Raw genomic sequence first — 14,313 nt, 5'->3', positions numbered from 1 at the left:
GGTCAGTGAGGTTCCGGCGCCCGGGTCACGGTTGCCCGCCCGACTACGGCGCTTCACGGGCGGGAGGGTCCTCGGCTTGGGGAGGTGCACAGTGCGTGTGCATCAGCTTGTACATGCGGTGGACTATGAAGGCCGCCATGGGCAGCTCGACGAAGACGGCGAGCGCGACGGAGTCCCACACGGCCGACGTGCCGAACTCGAGCGAGACGTCGAACCATGCATCGCACACCAGCAGGACGGCGGTCGCCAACGCGGGTATCACCATGGCCAAGTTCCGGCGCTTCCCGAGGACGGCCGTCGTCGCCAAGGCTATGAGCAGCATGATGTCGAAGCCGACCCAGGTCGTGCGCCATGCGTGGACCTGATAGTCGGACGGCAGCTTCAGGCCCAGTATCAGCGTCCAGGGGACCAGGCCCAGTGCGGATGCCGCAAACAGCTCGACGGTGTGGCGCCGGCGCCGCTCCCTGGGGTCGTGACGCTTGCCACGGCGCACGGGCGGGCGAGCGGACCCCGGAGTGTCGGGGAAGGCGGCTGCCACTGAGTTCTGGATCGCCTGGCTCATCGGCGTACCGATTCCTCGAGGTCGCCGCGCAACGACGCGGGGTACCAGGCCGCGACACGCCCCGTGGCAAACCAGCCGAGAGTCCCGAGGAGCACGCCCGCCACCGCACTCGGAAGGTGCCGGCTCAGCAGCATCACCACGGCAGCGACGTCCAGGCCCACCGCCAGGAAGACGAACGACGTGCGCTGCCAGGCCTCTCGCGGCGCGGTGGCCGCTATCGGACGGTCGAGCCGGCTGTGGAAGATCCCCGGAGTGAGGTGGCTCATCGAGGTCCCCTCTCCCGACCTGCCCGACCGTTGTCCATGTCAGCCTCCAGAACGTTCACGAATGCCGCAGTCAGCCCAAGATCCAAGGCCACAGCGGCATCTCTTCGACGTGGTGCTCCCCCAGCCCGAAGAAGTCCAGCCCCGAGGCCTCGGCCAGGACGCCCTCGTCGTCGAGCGCGCGGGTGTTCTCGGGCTGGTCGAGCGGGCGTCCCTCGTCATCCGACGTGATGCCTCCGAAGCTGTCGATCCCGATGACGATCGGGTGCGTCTCGCACGTTTCCACAGCACACCTCCAAGTAATTGACGTGTCAAGCATAAGCAATATACTTGACACGTCAAGCAATGAGGGTGGGTATGGGGACCATGGACAGAAGAACACCGAGCGTCGGGCCCGCCACGCGACGCCTGACGGCAAGGCAACTGACGGTGTGGCGCTCCCTCATGGACACGATGGAGGAACTGAGCTGGCGACTGACGGCGCAACTCCAGCAGGTCGGCCTCTCCGCAGGCGACTATCTGGTGATGCTCGCGCTCAGTGAGGCTGCGGGACACCGTTTACGCTCGTCCGAGCTCGCCGACGCCATCGGCTGGCAGCGCAGCCGGCTCTCGCACCACCTTGGCCGCATGGAGCGCCACGGACTCGTGCGCCGCCAGAAGTGCCCGACCGACAGCCGAGGCGCGGTCGTCACGATCACCGACGAAGGGCTGCGGTCCTTTCGCCTTGCCTCGGCACCGCACTTGCGGGCCGTCAAGCACTACTTCGCCGACGCGCTGACCGAGCACCAATTCGAAGAGCTCGAAAGCATCCTCACCGCCGTGCGCACCCACCTCGCCGACCTGGGCCAGGAGGCCGACTCCGAACGGAGGTGCTCATGACATCGCGTATCCCGAGGGGCGTCGGCATTCCGACCGCAGGGCGCGAGTTCGTCGCCTCCCCTCTTGCGCGCGATCGTCGCTGCCTGATCAGGGGCATTGCATGATTGGGATTGGTCCTGTTCGCCGGTCTCATGAGTGACGTGGCGTCATATCTGTTGTGCGGTAAGGGACCCGGGAGAGCAGAGCAGGCACGGTGCTGGTGATCATGTGGTTGTCGAGACCCATGAGAACCGAGCGAGACCGTGCCTGCCCGAACATCATCGCCCATCCCTTCCGCACTGGAGCAACTGGGCTCCCCGACTGATCCCCTCACCTCAAGCGATGTCGCTGACCTGCGGCGTTTCCTGATCCTGGTCGCCGATCCCCGCGATGCGCGAGGACTGCGGTATCCCGCCCTCGCGTTGCTGTGCGCAGCCGTCTCGGCGGTGCTGACCGGGGCTCGCTCACTCATCGCGATCAGCGAGTGGATCAGGGATGCCCCGCAGCATGTGCTGGGCGTCCTCGGCTTCGCTGCCGATCCACTTACCGGTCTGCGGCCGGTGCCGCACGCCGCAACCGTGCGCCGCCTGCTACAGCGTGTGGACGGTGACGCGCTGGACGCGGCGATCAGCGCGTATCTGCAAGCCAGAACGCCGCCCCCGGTCGAGCCGGAGGCGGAGAAAGGGCCGGTGCGACGGGTGATCGCAGTCGACGGCAAGGTGGTCCGCGGATCGCGAACCGCAACGGCCGCAGCGATTCAGCTGCTGGCGGCGATGGACCACCACGGTGTGGTCCTGGCCCAGCGGGAGGTCGCTTCCAAGAGCAACGAGATCCCCTTCTTCGCGCCGTTGCTGGACGGTCTCGAGCTGGAGAACACGGTGGTGACCGCCGACGCCCTGCACACCCAGCACGACCACGGGGCCTATCTGACCAGTCGCGGCGCGCACTACGTGGCCGTCGTGAAGAAGAACCATCCGGGCCTGTATGCCCAGGTCAGGAAGCTGCCCTGGCGGGACATCCCGCTCGGGCACCGCACTCGCGACCACGCCCACCACCGCGACGAGATCCGCCGGCTCAAAGTCGCCGCGTTCAGCCACCTCGACTACCCCGGCGCCCGCCAGGCAATCCAAGTCGTACGGTGGCGACGCGACTTGAGCACCGGGAAACTGTCCATCGAGCGCGCCTACCTGATCACCAGCCTGAGAGCCTGTCGGGTGGCTGGTTGATTACGCTGCGATGAGGTCTTCGACGGTCTTGGTTCGGGCGGTCTTGCGGTGGGATTCGTGGCTCCACCGCGTTGGCTGCCCGGCGAGCCGGACGAGCATCAGGCGGATCATCGCCACCTTGATCATGGCCTCGGAGGTCGCGGTCAGCCGTTCGTAATCGCGGGCCAGTCGGCGGTTGCGGACCAGCCAGCCGAAACTTCGCTCCACCACCCAGCGGCGGGGCAGGACCTTGAAACCCTTGACGTCGTCGGTCCGCTTCACGATCTGGACGACGATGTCCAGCGCGTTGCGAGCCCATGAAAGCAGCGTGGAATCAACGGAGTTGGCGTATCCGCCGTCGGCCCACACCAGACTGACTGTGCGGAAGCCGGCGGCGAGCCGGGCCAGGACGGTGCGGCCTCCTGCGCGGTCCTGCACGGACGCGGAGGTGACGGTGACGACCAGCAGCAGGCCCATCGTGTCGACGATCAGATGTCTCTTCCGCCCCGTCGTTCGTTTGCCCGCGTCGAATCCACGCGCCTCGCCGCCCTCGCTGGTTTTGACCGACTGGGCGTCGATCACGGCGGCTGACGGCTCGGGATCGCGTCCGGCCCCGATCCGGACCTGACGGCGCAGCTCGTCGTGGACGCGGTCCCAGGTGCCGTCCCGGCGCCACTTGGTGAACCAGCGGTGGGCCGCGTCCCAGGGCATCAGGTCGCGCGGGAGCATCCGCCACTGGCAGCCCGAGCGCAGCACGTAGAAGATTGAGTCGAGCACCAGCCGATCCGGGTACTTGCGCACCCCGCCGCCTTTCCGCAGGTCACGCACGGGGAGGAGCGGCTGGATGATCTCCCACATCTCATCGGTCAGGCTGGACGGATAGCATGGGCCGCTGACGGCCTCGGAGTTGTCGCACTGGCACACACCACGTGATCATTCCGGGGCCGTCGCCATACCCAGAGGGCAGATCGCGGCCGTCACGCTTCGCGCATGATCAGCCACCCGACAGGCTCTCAGCGTCTTCGACGCCACCTGCACCGAACTCGCCACCTGGATCAGAGGCCACTGGGGCATCGAAAACCTCCTGCACCACGTGCGGGACCGCACGTTCCGCGAGGACGACTCCAAGGTCCGCGCCGGCAACCTGCCCCGCGCCATGGCCTCCCTGCGCAACCTCGCCATCAGCGTCTTCCGCCAGGACGGTCAGACCAACATCGCCGCTGCCCTCCGCCACACCGGCCGCGACTACCAGCGGCCGCTACGAGCCCTCGGTCTCACGTGACGAACCCAGACAGATCTCGATCATGCAATGACCCTGGCTGCCTGATCCAAAGGCCTCGCTGCGGCCTGACCAACTGCGGCTGCAGCTACTCAAGACCAACGCCCGCCCGGAGGCGTAGATCGCTACGATTCCGGCATCGCCGGACTCGACCTGACGCGGTCGAACTCCAGGCCCTTCCCGGGCTCCGAGTGTCCACACAGGAACGAATGGGAGGAAGACCCGGGAAACCCAGCTGAATTAGGGCTCTCCTGCTTGATGTGTGGGTCATGCTGAGGCGGGTTGGCGTCCGGGGAGTTGGGGGCGGGGGCCGGCGAGGGTGAGCATGACCAGGGCGATGATGGCGTCGGCGGAGTGGAAGCCGAAGCCTCTGCGGATGATCAGGCGGGTCTTGGTGTTGGTGGACTCGATCAGGCCGTTGCTCATACCGGTGGTCAGCGCGGCGCGGATCGCCTGGTAATGGCGGCGGATACGGCGCTGGAGGTCGACGAAGACGTCGATGCGGCACCGGCGGGCCCAGCCGATCCACCGGTCCAGTGCCCGCAGGGCCGCGGTGGGGCGGGACTTGGCCAGGGAGAACACTGCCCGCAGGGCCTCCTTCAGGCGCCAGGCGCGGTGCAGGCGTGGATCGGTGGCAGCGATCCAGGCGAGTTTCGCGGCCTGCCGGTCGGTGAGGTCGGCTTCGTTCTTCCACAGGGCGAAGCGGGAGTCCTTCAGCGCCCGGGCCCGCTCGGGGTCCTGGGCCTGGCGGCGGGCGCGGTTCCAGCTCGAGCGGCGTTCGGTATCCAGGGCGTCGGTGGCCCAGGTAATAACGTGGAAGGGGTCCATGACGCGCACGGCCTGCGTGGCCCGGTGTTCCAGGACATCGGCGATCCAGGCGGCGCCGTCGGCGCTGATGTGCGTCAAGCGGGCGGTGCGGTCGACGCCGAGTTGGTCGAAGAACCGGTGCAGGACGTCCTTGCCGTGCCCGTCGGCCATCCACACCACCCTCGCGGTGTCGTGGTCCACGACGATCGTCATGTACTTCTGCCCGCGGCGGTGGCTGATCTCGTCGATGCCGATCCGCCGCAGCCCCGACAGGCGGTCGACAAACCGGTCGCGGTCGGCGACGTACCGCTCGACGATCGCACCGATGGTCCGCCAGGAAGTCCGCATCAACTGCGCGGCCGCGCTTTTGGAACACTCGGCAGCCATCCAAGCCGCCTGCTGGTCGAAGGCATGGGTATGCCCGGCGCCGTGACGAGCCCAGGGCACCGCGGCGACGGTCGTCCCGTGCTCCCGGCAGGTCACCCGCGGCGCCTGGGCCTCCAGGAAGACACGCAGCACCCCATGGTCGAGGTCCCGCCACCGCCGCCGTCCCCGCCCCGCGTCGTACCAGGGCGCCGGACGCCGGCACCGGCCGCACCGCTGCCGACGGCGCGCATCGGGCCGTACCGACACGATCACACACTGTTCGTTCTCGTCGATCCGGACGCCCTCGACCACCGTGTGTTCGGCCGTCAGCGTCCGCTTCCATATCCTGAAGAGGGACACGCCGTTTTCCTGCTTGATCCAACTTGAGCCTCGAGACCTCAAGCCTTGCAGGAGACGGCGTGTTTCCCCTATCAGGGCAGGTCAGGGCACCCACACATGCGGCTCGTCTTTCGCAGTTCAGGCGGCAGCGGAGGCCCATGCCCGCTGGACTTCCAGGATTTCGGCGGCTGTTGGGGGTTGGGCCTGCAGGGGGTTAAATCGGGCGGCGATGACGGTGCGTCGCAGTGCGAGGGCCATGTCCTCGAAGGAGGGTTCCCGCTTGGTGGTGTACCAGGGTGCGGTGCTGCGGTAGGCGGCCACGTCCGCGGCCGGGTCGCCGAACTGGCTGTACCACAACGGGATCAGGCTGGTGCAAATCATGGCGAATGGCACGGTGCGTTCGACCGCGGCCCGGGTGCGGTTGCGGGCCTGCCCGGCGCCGACGACCTGCTTGGCGTCAAAGACGGCGACCTCGATGGACCAGCGCCTGGCGTAGCGGGAGACCAGGGCCGCAACTGATGAGGCCAGGTCGGTGGTGACCACGGTCAGCTCCTTGCCCCGCACGGCAGGGTTACGCACGGTCAGCACCCGCACGGGGCGGGGCCCGAAGACGCCGTACCACAGGCAGACGGTCTCGGCCACCCGCACTGTGACGGCGTGCCCGTAGCAGGTGGTGCGGCGGGGGCGGAAGCGGGTGCGGGCGGCGAGGTCGGCGCTGGTGCCCAGCCGGTCGCCCTTGAGCCGGGGGCGTCCGCGTCTGCCGGTCGGCGCGGGCGGCAGACCGTAGAAGACCGACCGGTGGGCGGCCCGGGTGGTGAAGGTGATCCGGTCGGGCAGTCCGCGCAGCACGTGCGTGGCGTAGGCGCCGTCGGCGACGACGTGCAGGGTGCGGTCGGGGAAGGCGCGGGCGAGCAGTTCCACCAGGGTGCGGGCGAGCTGGACCCGGGTGACGGTGCCCTTGCCGGCCCACAGGCGCAAGAGCACCGGCAGGCAGATTGGGCGCGGGCAGCCGGGCAGGTGCACCACCAGGCCGGCGATCACCCAGCAGTGGCCCCAGCCGACCTGAAGGGGCTTGGGGGCGTTGACCGAGCCGTCGTATCCCCACAGCACGCCGAAGACCTTCTTGCCGCGGCGTCGGAAGAAGGTCTCGTCCACCGCCACCTCCAGTGCCGCATCCGGCGGCAGGAGCAGGTCGGCGATCAGGTGGGCCAGGGCCAGGCCGACCCGGTCGGCCGACCAGCGGGCGGTGGAGAAGAAGCGGTGGGCGCGGGCGTGGTGCCACACCCCGCCCAGACCGGCGCCCAGCAGCATGCCGCACACGGTGTGGCGGCCGGTCTGCGCGATCATCCCCACGACCAGTGCGGTGAACACTCGGTAAGTCGGCGCCCGGAAACAGGGCCGCAAGACGCCCAGCAGCCAGTCCAGGGACGGCGGTACAGTCGGAAACGGAAGCATCGACGGGTCACTCCTCTCCGGGAGCGGAACTTCTTCTACCGTCGATGCTTCCTCGCGTCCCGGCCGACGGCGACACCCGCCGCAAGAGAACCGATCGCCGCCCCAGTCGTCACTACCGACCAAGCAAACTGCGAAAGACGAGATGCGGCAGGAGAGCCTGAATTAGCGGGGCCGTCCGCGCCGCGGTCCACCTGCGGGGCCTGCTGTTCTGCAGGCTTCAACCAGTCAGTCAAATGCCATGCGTTGCTGCCAACTGTTGCTTGTTTTGTTCATCGTATGCCCCAACCGCCGTCGTTCCTTGGTGGGTTGGGGCACCCGGTCGGCGAGGGCCAAGTTTGTTTGGACGCTCGGGCCCTGCGGCGGCAGGTTGAAAAACGCTCCATTCGCGGACTTCGGCCCGTCGGTGCCGGGAGCGGCTCGGAGGCGTGAAACCGCACGCGGAGCCGGTGTAGGGCAGGCGTATGCCAGGCGTTCGTCTGCAAAGCGGTACCCATGTCATAGGCCGTTTCAACCATCTGACCCGCTGTCACCTCACTCCGCATCTCGTGGGAACCTCAGGGTGTTCCCTGGCGGGCGAAGGGTTTCATAGGGCCGCTCTGACCGCGGGCTCATTCTCGGTGTCAGCCCTGCCACGAGGTTGCATGTGACTGCCTGGACAGCTGAAAGCTGCTGTCGGGGTGGTCATGGATCCAGGACAGGCCTCCGAGGTCCAGGCGCGGGCGGATGCGGGTGACGGCCACATGGACCAGGCGGGCTTCGTCATGGCGTCCTTCGGAACGCTGACAGGGGTGCGAATCCGACCGCATTCAAAACGGGTCGGCGGTTCACGTACGACCAGGGGGCAACGCTGGTCGGTGGGTAGGGGGCCGGAGCGGCCGATACAGTCAGGGCAGGACAGGTCGCGGCGCGCGCCTCCGGGTCTTGCCGAACCTAGAATGAGGTCCGGTGGTGCAGGGATGACGGTGCCTCGTCGATATCGCTCGGGGCGGGCTCACATGGCCAGGCTGAGGGCCACGGCGGTGGCAGCGGAGAACAGGGTGAGCACGATGGGGGCGATGGCCTTCTTCCGGGTGTCGGGCGTGGCGTAGTCCCCGCACTGGGCGTGGAAGCCCACGGCCGCGATCATCGTGAGTGCGAAGCCGATGGCGGCGGCGATGCCCAGGGGCTGCCAGAAGAGCCCCACGGTCAGGCCGCCGGCCGCTGCGACTTCGGCCAGCCCGATGAAGCGGACCAGGCCCGCGCTCAGTCCCATGCGTGACTGCAGGCCTGCGGACTCGGCGCCCTTCAGCAACGTCTTGGGCGCGCCCGCGGTCAGTGTCACCAGGGCGAGGAGCACGCTGAGAATGGCGGCGGTGGGGTACATGGGAGTGGTTCCTTCCGTGCGGCCCCGGCCTGGCCGGGGCGGGCGTCGCGGCGACCGTGGACGAGCGCACGGGTGTTCTCGGGCTGGTCGAGTGGGCGCTCCTCGTCATCCGACGTGATGTCTCCGAAGCTCTCGATCCCGATGACGATCGGGTGCGTCTCGTACGGTTCCACAGCGCACCTCCAAGTAATTGACGCGTCAAGCTTAAAGCATATACTTGACGCGTCAATCACTTGGGGTGGGTATGGGGGCCGTGGACACGAGAACGCCGCGCGGCGCCCGCCGGCAAGGCAACTCACGGTGTGGCGCTCCCTCGTGGACACGATGGAGGAGCTGAGCCGGCGACTGACGGCGCACCTCCAGCAGGTCGGCCTCTCTGTGGGCGACTATCCGGTGATGCTCACGCTCAGTGAGACTGCGGGACACCGCTTACGCTCCCCCGAGCTCGCCGACGCCATCGGCTGGCGGCGCAGCCGACTCTCGCACCGGGCTCTCGCGCCACAGGCTGCCTTCCGACCCTCACGAAACTCCGCCGTGAATTTGCAACGCTTCTCCGCCATGACAACCAACTTCACTTCCGATTCGACACTGAGATCCGCCGGATCGTCTGCACGCCGAACGCGATCGAGTCGGTCAACGCGCGGATCCGCCGGGCGGCCAAGGCCCGCGGCCACTTCCCCAACGAGCAGGCCGCACTCAAGTGCGTCTACATGGCGATCATGTCGTTGGACCCCAGCGGCAAGGGACAGGCCCCCTGGACCAGCCGCTAGAAGACCGCGTTGAACGCCTTCGACATCACCTTCGACGGCCGTCTCTCGGCAGCACGTCAGTAACCTCAACGGCCCTGGTTACACCGTTCGTTTGACAGGTGGGCCAGATCGCTGCGCTGATCATCTCGGGTGCAGGAAAATGGGGCCGGTGTCCCGGTCAGCCGATGGGTCTGCGATGCCTGTGAGCTCGTTTTGACAGGATGGCGATGGGGGCCAGCCAGGGAACTACGGATTGTTGCCAGGGCATCGGGTCTCCGCTGCCGGGAGCACGCGTGTCAGATTCCGCCTCTTTCCTTGGCCCCTCCGGGACGCCGGCTGCGGTCGCGTGGGAGGGAGAAGGTCATGACCCGGCAGAACGTGAAGGAGGAGGTCATCTATCTGCGGTCGGCGGGGGTGGACTTGGGCAAGCGGTTCCTGCTTGCCTGCGTGCGGACTCCGAATCCTCGACGGGCGGGGAACTGGACGCTGGAGACCGAACGTTTCGGCACGACCCGTGGTGAGGCCTTGCGGCTGCTGGACTGGCTCCGGGAACGGCATGTCGAGATCGTGGTCATGGAGGCGACTTCCGATTACTGGCGCGCGGTCTACTACGTGCTGCAGCCGCACCTGAACCTGGCATTGGTCAATCCCGCGCACCTCAAGGGTGTCCGGGGGCGCAAGACGGATCCCAGTGACGCGGCGTTCTTGGCCCGGGCTGGCGCCTCCGGGATGGTCATGGCCTCGTTTGTGCCCGAGCGCGAGATCCGGGAACTGCGGGATCTGACCCGCCGCCGCACCGAAATCGTCCGTGCGGTGGGGCAGCAGGCCCAGCGCCTGGAGAAGGAGCTGGAGGACACCGGAATGAAGCTGACTTCGGTGATCAGCGATGTCGCCGGGGCAACGGGCCGTGCGATCCTCACCGCCTTGCTGGCCGGGGAACGCGACCCGCACCGGCTCGCCGATCTCGCCTGCGGCAAGGCCCGCCGCAAGATCCCTGCCCTCGTCGAGGCGCTGGACGGCGAGTTCACCGACCACCACGCCTTCATGGTCCGGCACTACCTGGAGGAGATCGACCGCCTCCAGGCCACGGTCACGGCGTTCGACGCGCGGATCGCGGCCATGCTCGCCGGTCGCCAGCAAGACATCGACCTCCTCGACAGTATCCCTGGCATGGGACGTTTGGCAGCGGAGATCATCATCGCGGAGACGGGCGGGGACATGGCCCAGTTCGCCACCGCGCAGCACCTCGCCTCCTGGATCGGGGTCTGCCCCGGCCAGAACGAGTCGGCCGGGGTCAGCAGGTCCGGTCGCACCCGCCCGGGCAACGGAAACCTCAAACGACTGCTCGGCATCACCGCCATGGCGGCCATCCGCGACAGAAACTCCTATCTCTCCGTGTTCTACCGCCGCATCGCAGCCCGGCGTGGCGGCAAACGAGCCCTGGTTGCCGTCATGCACAAACTGGCCATCGCGATCTGGCATGTGCTGCACGACAAAGTCCCCTACCGCGACCTCGGGGCCGACTACTTCAGCCGTCGTGATCCCGAACGCGCTATGCGACGCATGATCAAGGAAGCCAACAGCCTCGGCCTCACGATCCGCTTCGACCCGATCTCAGCCTGACCTGCGAACTACACGTCATTTTCGTGTCAGTAACCCAGACCGGCTGCGCCGGCCGCCGTGAGGCCGGGAAAATCGGGGGCGTGTCCGTCCGGGACGCCGGCGAATCTGTGATGCCTGTGAGCTCGAGCGTCAGTATGGCGTCGGGAGCCGCTTGCAGGAACCGTCAATTGTTGCGGCAGCACGCGGACCAGACTCTTCAGCCCTGTGGCTCCTCCGGACGGCACGCCGTTGAACCCGGTCGCGGTGGGAGGGGCTGTCATGGATGTGCTGCACGAGCGATGCGCCGCCTTGGACATCGGCAAGAAGGACCTCAAGGCGTGCGTGCGTACCCCAAGTCCCAGCGGTCGGCGTTCACGGCGGCAGGAGATCCGGACCTTCGCGACCACAACCAACTCCCTGCTGGAGCTTCGAGACTGGCTGCTGGCAGAGAAGGTCACTCTGGTCGTCATGGAGGCCACGGGCGACTACTGGCGCGGGGCGTTCTACCTGCTCGAGGACTGCCTGAATGTGATCCTGGTCAACGCCGCGCACGCCAAGGGCCTGCCCGGCCGTAAGACCGACGTCGCGGACTCCGCGTGGCTGTGCCAGCTGGGCGAGTGCGGACTGCTGAAGGCGTCGTTCGTACCACCGGAGCCGATCCGGCACCTGCGCGACCTGACCCGCTACCGCTCCACCCTCGCCGCGGAACTCGGCCGGGAGGCCCAGCGGCTGGAGAAAGAGCTCGAGGACGCCGGCATCAAGCTGTCCACGGTGGCCACCGACATCCTCGGGGTGTCCGGCCGGGCCATGCTGGACGCGCTCATCGAGGGGGAACGCGACGTCCACGCCCTCGCGCAAATGGCCAAGGCCCGCATGCGTCCCAAGATCCCCGAGCTCGTGGAGGCGCTGACGGGGAACTTCGGCGAGCACCACGCGTTCCTGTGCCGGCTTCATCTGGAGCGGATCGACCAGCTGAAGACCGCGGTCGCGGAGCTGTCGGCGCGGATCGAGGAGGAGATGCGCCCTTTTGCCCGGGAGCTTGAGCTGTTGCAGACCATCCCCGGCGTCGGCCAGGCCGTCGCCGAGGTCCTGATCGCGGAGACCGGCGCCGACATGGACCGCTTCGCGACGGCCGGACACCTTGCGTCCTGGGCAGGCGTCTGCCCCGGCCACCACGAATCCGCGGGGAAGCAGAAGTCCGGGCGCAGACCCCACGGCAACCGCTGGCTCGGTGCGGCACTCGGCACCGCGGCGATGGCCGCCTCCCGCACCCGCGCCCGCACCTACCTCGGCGCCCGCTACATGCGGCTCATGCCCCGCCTCGGCAAGAAGAAGGCCCTGGTCGCCATCGAGCACTCCATCCTCACAGCGGTGTGGCACATGCTCACCCAGGACACCGGCTTCCATGATCTCGGCGGTGACTACTACACCAAGCACAACCCCGAACGCGCCCTGCGCCGGATCACCCGACAGGCCAACGCACTCGGCCTGACCGTCCGCTTCGAACCCATCGAAGCGGCGTGACCGCCACCGGCCAGTCAGACGTTATTTTCGGACCAGACCCGTCGCGCGTACTCGGTGGGGTCGGGTGGCCGTGTCACGTAGACGTGGTGCGGCCACCCGACCGTGTGATGATGTGAAGTGGCGGTCCGGGTGCGCGGATTGGCTGCAGGCCAGCCCTTCCCCGGACCATCACCGGGGAAGGGCGTTGGGCGTTTGCTGTGGAGTACGGCTCACACTTTGCGCTGTGCACCGTCGAGATGCTCGCGGACGTGTCGATCGGGGTGGCCGAGGAGGAAGCAGATCCCGCCGACGACCGCCACCGCGGCCATAACCAGCAGCGTGATCCAGTCGAGGTTGAAGTATCCGCGCGGGCTGGTCAGCCCCGTCGGCGCCACCACATTGACCAGCATCGCCACCAGGTACAAGGTGGCCAGCACGGTCACCGGCCAGCCCCAGCGGCCGAGACGGAACCGGCCCTCGGGAACCCAGCCGCGTGCCCGCGCCACGATCGCACCGACGACGGTGAGCAGGAAGGACAGGTAGATGCCGCTCACCCCGAAGGACACCAGAGAAACCAGGACGTTGGTGTTCGCCGGGTAGGTAATGAAGCCGAGCTTGATGTCGTGGCTCGGCGAGGCGAACTCCAGCAGCACGAACAGCGCGGTCACCACCGCACCGGCGAGCAGCGCGTTGACCGGCGTACGGAAGCGGGAATGGACCTTGGAGACCCAGGCCGAACGGGGAAGCGCACCATCGCGCGCGTAGGAGAACATCAGACGGCTGCCCGCGCCCTGCACCGAGCTGCCGCAGGAGAAGAACGCAAAGACGATCAGCAGCAACAGGATGTCCTGCAACCAGCTGGGCAGCTGGCCCAGGACGAAGGGGACGCCGCCGCCCTTGACCGTCGCCGCGACCGGATTACTCGCGGGCATCGCCAGCAGCAAGGCGGCGACCAGGACGAAGGACGCAACCCCGCCCCACATCAAAGAGAGCCGCATCGAACGCGGGACCTGCCGCCCGGCGTCCGCTGTCTCCTCGGAGATGTCCCCGGCCGACTCGAAGCCGTAGAAGATGTAGACCGGGGCGAGAACGGAGATGAGCGCAGCGCCGGTCAACCAGTTGCCGTGGAAGTCCAGCCCCAGTGGATTGGCTGCGGCATGCTGCACGTTCTCAGTGGAGAACAAAAAGCCCAGACCGTGGTGGAAGCCGTGCACGGCCAGCACTATCGCGATACCGACCGTGCCGATCAGCTCTACATACACACCGAATTGGGCCACCCGCCCCATCACCCGCGCGCCGGTCACGTTGAGCGCGGTCTGGATGGCCAGCAGGACCACGGTGACCACCAGAATCACCATGTGGGAGGCGGGGTCGAAGGTCCAGCCGAACCAGTTGTGGCCCAACGCCACGGCGTAGCTGACCACGCCGGTGTCCACCGAGGCCACGGTGATGAGCAGCGCTATGCCGTAGAACCAGCCTACGAACCAGCCATAGCGGGAGCCGACGGAGAACTTGCCGTACTGGTACAGGGCTCCGGCGACCGGATAGTGGCTGGCCAGTTCGCCGAAGACCAGGGCGACCAGGAGCATCCCGGCCACCGGCAGCCAGGTCAGCCACACATACGCCGGGCCGCCTGTGCCGACGCCGAGTACGAACAGGGAGTAGATCCCCACCATGGGCGACAGGTAGGTAAAGGCCACGGAGAAATTGGCGAAGAGCCCCAGCACACGGCTGAGTTGGGGTTTGTAGCCGAGACTTTCCAATCTGGCGTCATCGCTCAGCGGGTTGCCGGCGTCTACCGGCGTGGGTGCAGTCATGGCGGATAACCTCAGGGAGAAGGCGGCACGGATCGCCCGCACAGCGGATCGAGGCTGCGGGTGGAGGATGACTGTAGGGCTCCAACGTCCGATCATGAAATAGGCGGAACGCCTTTTCCTCAGCCGCGATGGGACGAAACGTCGC

Annotated in this window: 13 protein-coding genes and 1 pseudogene; 6 read left to right on the top strand and 8 right to left on the bottom strand. The window is 67.5% G+C overall.

Features of this window, described 5'->3' with window-relative positions; genetic code table 11:
* Nucleotides 1-43: 43 nt before the first annotated feature.
* The 3 genes from ACQEXA_RS56190 to ACQEXA_RS56180 all read right to left on the bottom strand — a co-directional run bounded on the left by ACQEXA_RS56190 (nt 44) and on the right by ACQEXA_RS56180 (nt 1,111).
* Nucleotides 44-562, bottom strand: coding sequence for a hypothetical protein (locus ACQEXA_RS56190; RefSeq protein WP_432920596.1), 519 nt, complete (start codon nt 560-562; stop codon nt 44-46).
* Nucleotides 559-828, bottom strand: a complete 270-nt coding sequence (locus ACQEXA_RS56185) for a hypothetical protein (protein ID WP_432920599.1) — start codon at nt 826-828, stop codon at nt 559-561. Before ACQEXA_RS56185 ends, ACQEXA_RS56190 begins: the two co-directional genes overlap by 4 nt.
* 70 nt (nt 829-898) lie before the next feature.
* On the bottom strand, nt 899-1,111 hold the full coding sequence (locus ACQEXA_RS56180) for a hypothetical protein (RefSeq protein ID WP_432920602.1): 213 nt from the start codon (nt 1,109-1,111) through the stop codon (nt 899-901).
* 80 nt (nt 1,112-1,191) lie between these two features.
* On the opposite strand from ACQEXA_RS56180, the gene ACQEXA_RS56175 reads away from it, so the two are divergent.
* Nucleotides 1,192-1,704 carry a MarR family winged helix-turn-helix transcriptional regulator gene (locus ACQEXA_RS56175; RefSeq protein WP_432920605.1) on the top strand — a complete coding sequence of 171 codons (513 nt, stop codon included), beginning with the start codon at nt 1,192-1,194 and terminating at the stop codon, nt 1,702-1,704.
* A 242-nt stretch (nt 1,705-1,946) separates the two neighbouring features.
* Entirely contained in the window at nt 1,947-2,909 is a 963-nt protein-coding gene (locus tag ACQEXA_RS56170; RefSeq protein ID WP_433134159.1) for an ISAs1 family transposase, read from the top strand.
* Here ACQEXA_RS56170 and ACQEXA_RS56165 read toward each other — a convergent pair whose 3' ends face one another.
* Nucleotides 2,910-3,812, bottom strand: coding sequence for an IS5 family transposase (locus ACQEXA_RS56165; RefSeq protein WP_433134157.1), 903 nt, complete (start codon nt 3,810-3,812; stop codon nt 2,910-2,912).
* Nucleotides 3,813-3,981: 169 nt separating this feature from the next.
* Between ACQEXA_RS56165 and ACQEXA_RS56160 the strand changes: the two genes are divergently transcribed.
* Nucleotides 3,982-4,170: a hypothetical protein gene (locus ACQEXA_RS56160; protein WP_433134155.1), complete on the top strand. Its 189-nt coding sequence runs from the start codon at nt 3,982-3,984 to the stop codon at nt 4,168-4,170.
* A gap of 264 nt (nt 4,171-4,434) precedes the next feature.
* On the opposite strand, the gene ACQEXA_RS56155 is transcribed toward ACQEXA_RS56160, so the two are convergent.
* The 3 genes from ACQEXA_RS56155 to ACQEXA_RS56145 form a co-directional block, all read right to left on the bottom strand.
* The gene (locus ACQEXA_RS56155) at nt 4,435-5,700 is read right to left on the bottom strand and encodes an ISL3 family transposase (RefSeq protein ID WP_432920435.1); all 1,266 of its coding nucleotides are present in this window, start codon (nt 5,698-5,700) and stop codon (nt 4,435-4,437) included.
* A gap of 117 nt (nt 5,701-5,817) precedes the next feature.
* The gene (locus tag ACQEXA_RS56150; RefSeq protein ID WP_433134153.1) at nt 5,818-7,134 is read right to left on the bottom strand and encodes an IS701 family transposase; all 1,317 of its coding nucleotides are present in this window, start codon (nt 7,132-7,134) and stop codon (nt 5,818-5,820) included.
* Between the two features lie 991 nt (nt 7,135-8,125).
* Nucleotides 8,126-8,497 (bottom strand): DoxX family protein, encoded by a 372-nt coding sequence (locus ACQEXA_RS56145; protein WP_432920611.1) that lies wholly within the window; start codon nt 8,495-8,497, stop codon nt 8,126-8,128.
* A gap of 578 nt (nt 8,498-9,075) precedes the next feature.
* On the opposite strand from ACQEXA_RS56145, the pseudogene ACQEXA_RS56140 reads away from it, so the two are divergent.
* From ACQEXA_RS56140 to ACQEXA_RS56130, 3 genes and pseudogenes are all read left to right on the top strand, one after another.
* Nucleotides 9,076-9,330: pseudogene (locus ACQEXA_RS56140) on the top strand (transposase); the annotation flags it as partial.
* Nucleotides 9,331-9,609: 279 nt separating this feature from the next.
* A complete protein-coding gene (locus ACQEXA_RS56135; RefSeq protein WP_432920614.1) occupies nt 9,610-10,869 on the top strand; it encodes an IS110 family transposase in 1,260 nt (419 codons plus the stop codon).
* Between the two features lie 258 nt (nt 10,870-11,127).
* A complete protein-coding gene (locus ACQEXA_RS56130; protein WP_432920617.1) occupies nt 11,128-12,372 on the top strand; it encodes an IS110 family transposase in 1,245 nt (414 codons plus the stop codon).
* A gap of 209 nt (nt 12,373-12,581) precedes the next feature.
* On the opposite strand, the gene ACQEXA_RS56125 is transcribed toward ACQEXA_RS56130, so the two are convergent.
* On the bottom strand, nt 12,582-14,168 hold the full coding sequence (locus ACQEXA_RS56125; RefSeq protein WP_432920620.1) for an APC family permease: 1,587 nt from the start codon (nt 14,166-14,168) through the stop codon (nt 12,582-12,584).
* Between the last annotated feature and the right edge of the window lie 145 nt (nt 14,169-14,313).

The sequence above is a fragment of the Streptomyces sp. CA-106110 genome (genome assembly GCF_050936285.1).
GTDB lineage: Bacteria > Actinomycetota > Actinomycetes > Streptomycetales > Streptomycetaceae > Streptomyces.
The sequence above is the reverse complement of the archived record's forward strand: the minus strand, read 5'-3'. Positions and strand labels throughout refer to the sequence as shown.

Bases quoted from the DNA above. Each gene is read 5' to 3' on its own strand.
- ACQEXA_RS56145 (WP_432920611.1), bottom strand. From the start codon at position 8,497: ATGTACCCCACCGCCGCCATTCTCAGCGTGCTCCTCGCCCTGGTGACA.
- ACQEXA_RS56175 (WP_432920605.1), top strand. From the start codon at position 1,192: ATGGACAGAAGAACACCGAGCGTCGGGCCCGCCACGCGACGCCTGACG.
- ACQEXA_RS56135 (WP_432920614.1), top strand. From the start codon at position 9,610: ATGACCCGGCAGAACGTGAAGGAGGAGGTCATCTATCTGCGGTCGGCG.
- ACQEXA_RS56150 (WP_433134153.1), bottom strand. From the start codon at position 7,134: ATGCTTCCGTTTCCGACTGTACCGCCGTCCCTGGACTGGCTGCTGGGC.
- ACQEXA_RS56190 (WP_432920596.1), bottom strand. From the start codon at position 562: ATGAGCCAGGCGATCCAGAACTCAGTGGCAGCCGCCTTCCCCGACACT.
- ACQEXA_RS56130 (WP_432920617.1), top strand. From the start codon at position 11,128: ATGGATGTGCTGCACGAGCGATGCGCCGCCTTGGACATCGGCAAGAAG.
- ACQEXA_RS56125 (WP_432920620.1), bottom strand. From the start codon at position 14,168: ATGACTGCACCCACGCCGGTAGACGCCGGCAACCCGCTGAGCGATGAC.
- ACQEXA_RS56185 (WP_432920599.1), bottom strand. From the start codon at position 828: ATGAGCCACCTCACTCCGGGGATCTTCCACAGCCGGCTCGACCGTCCG.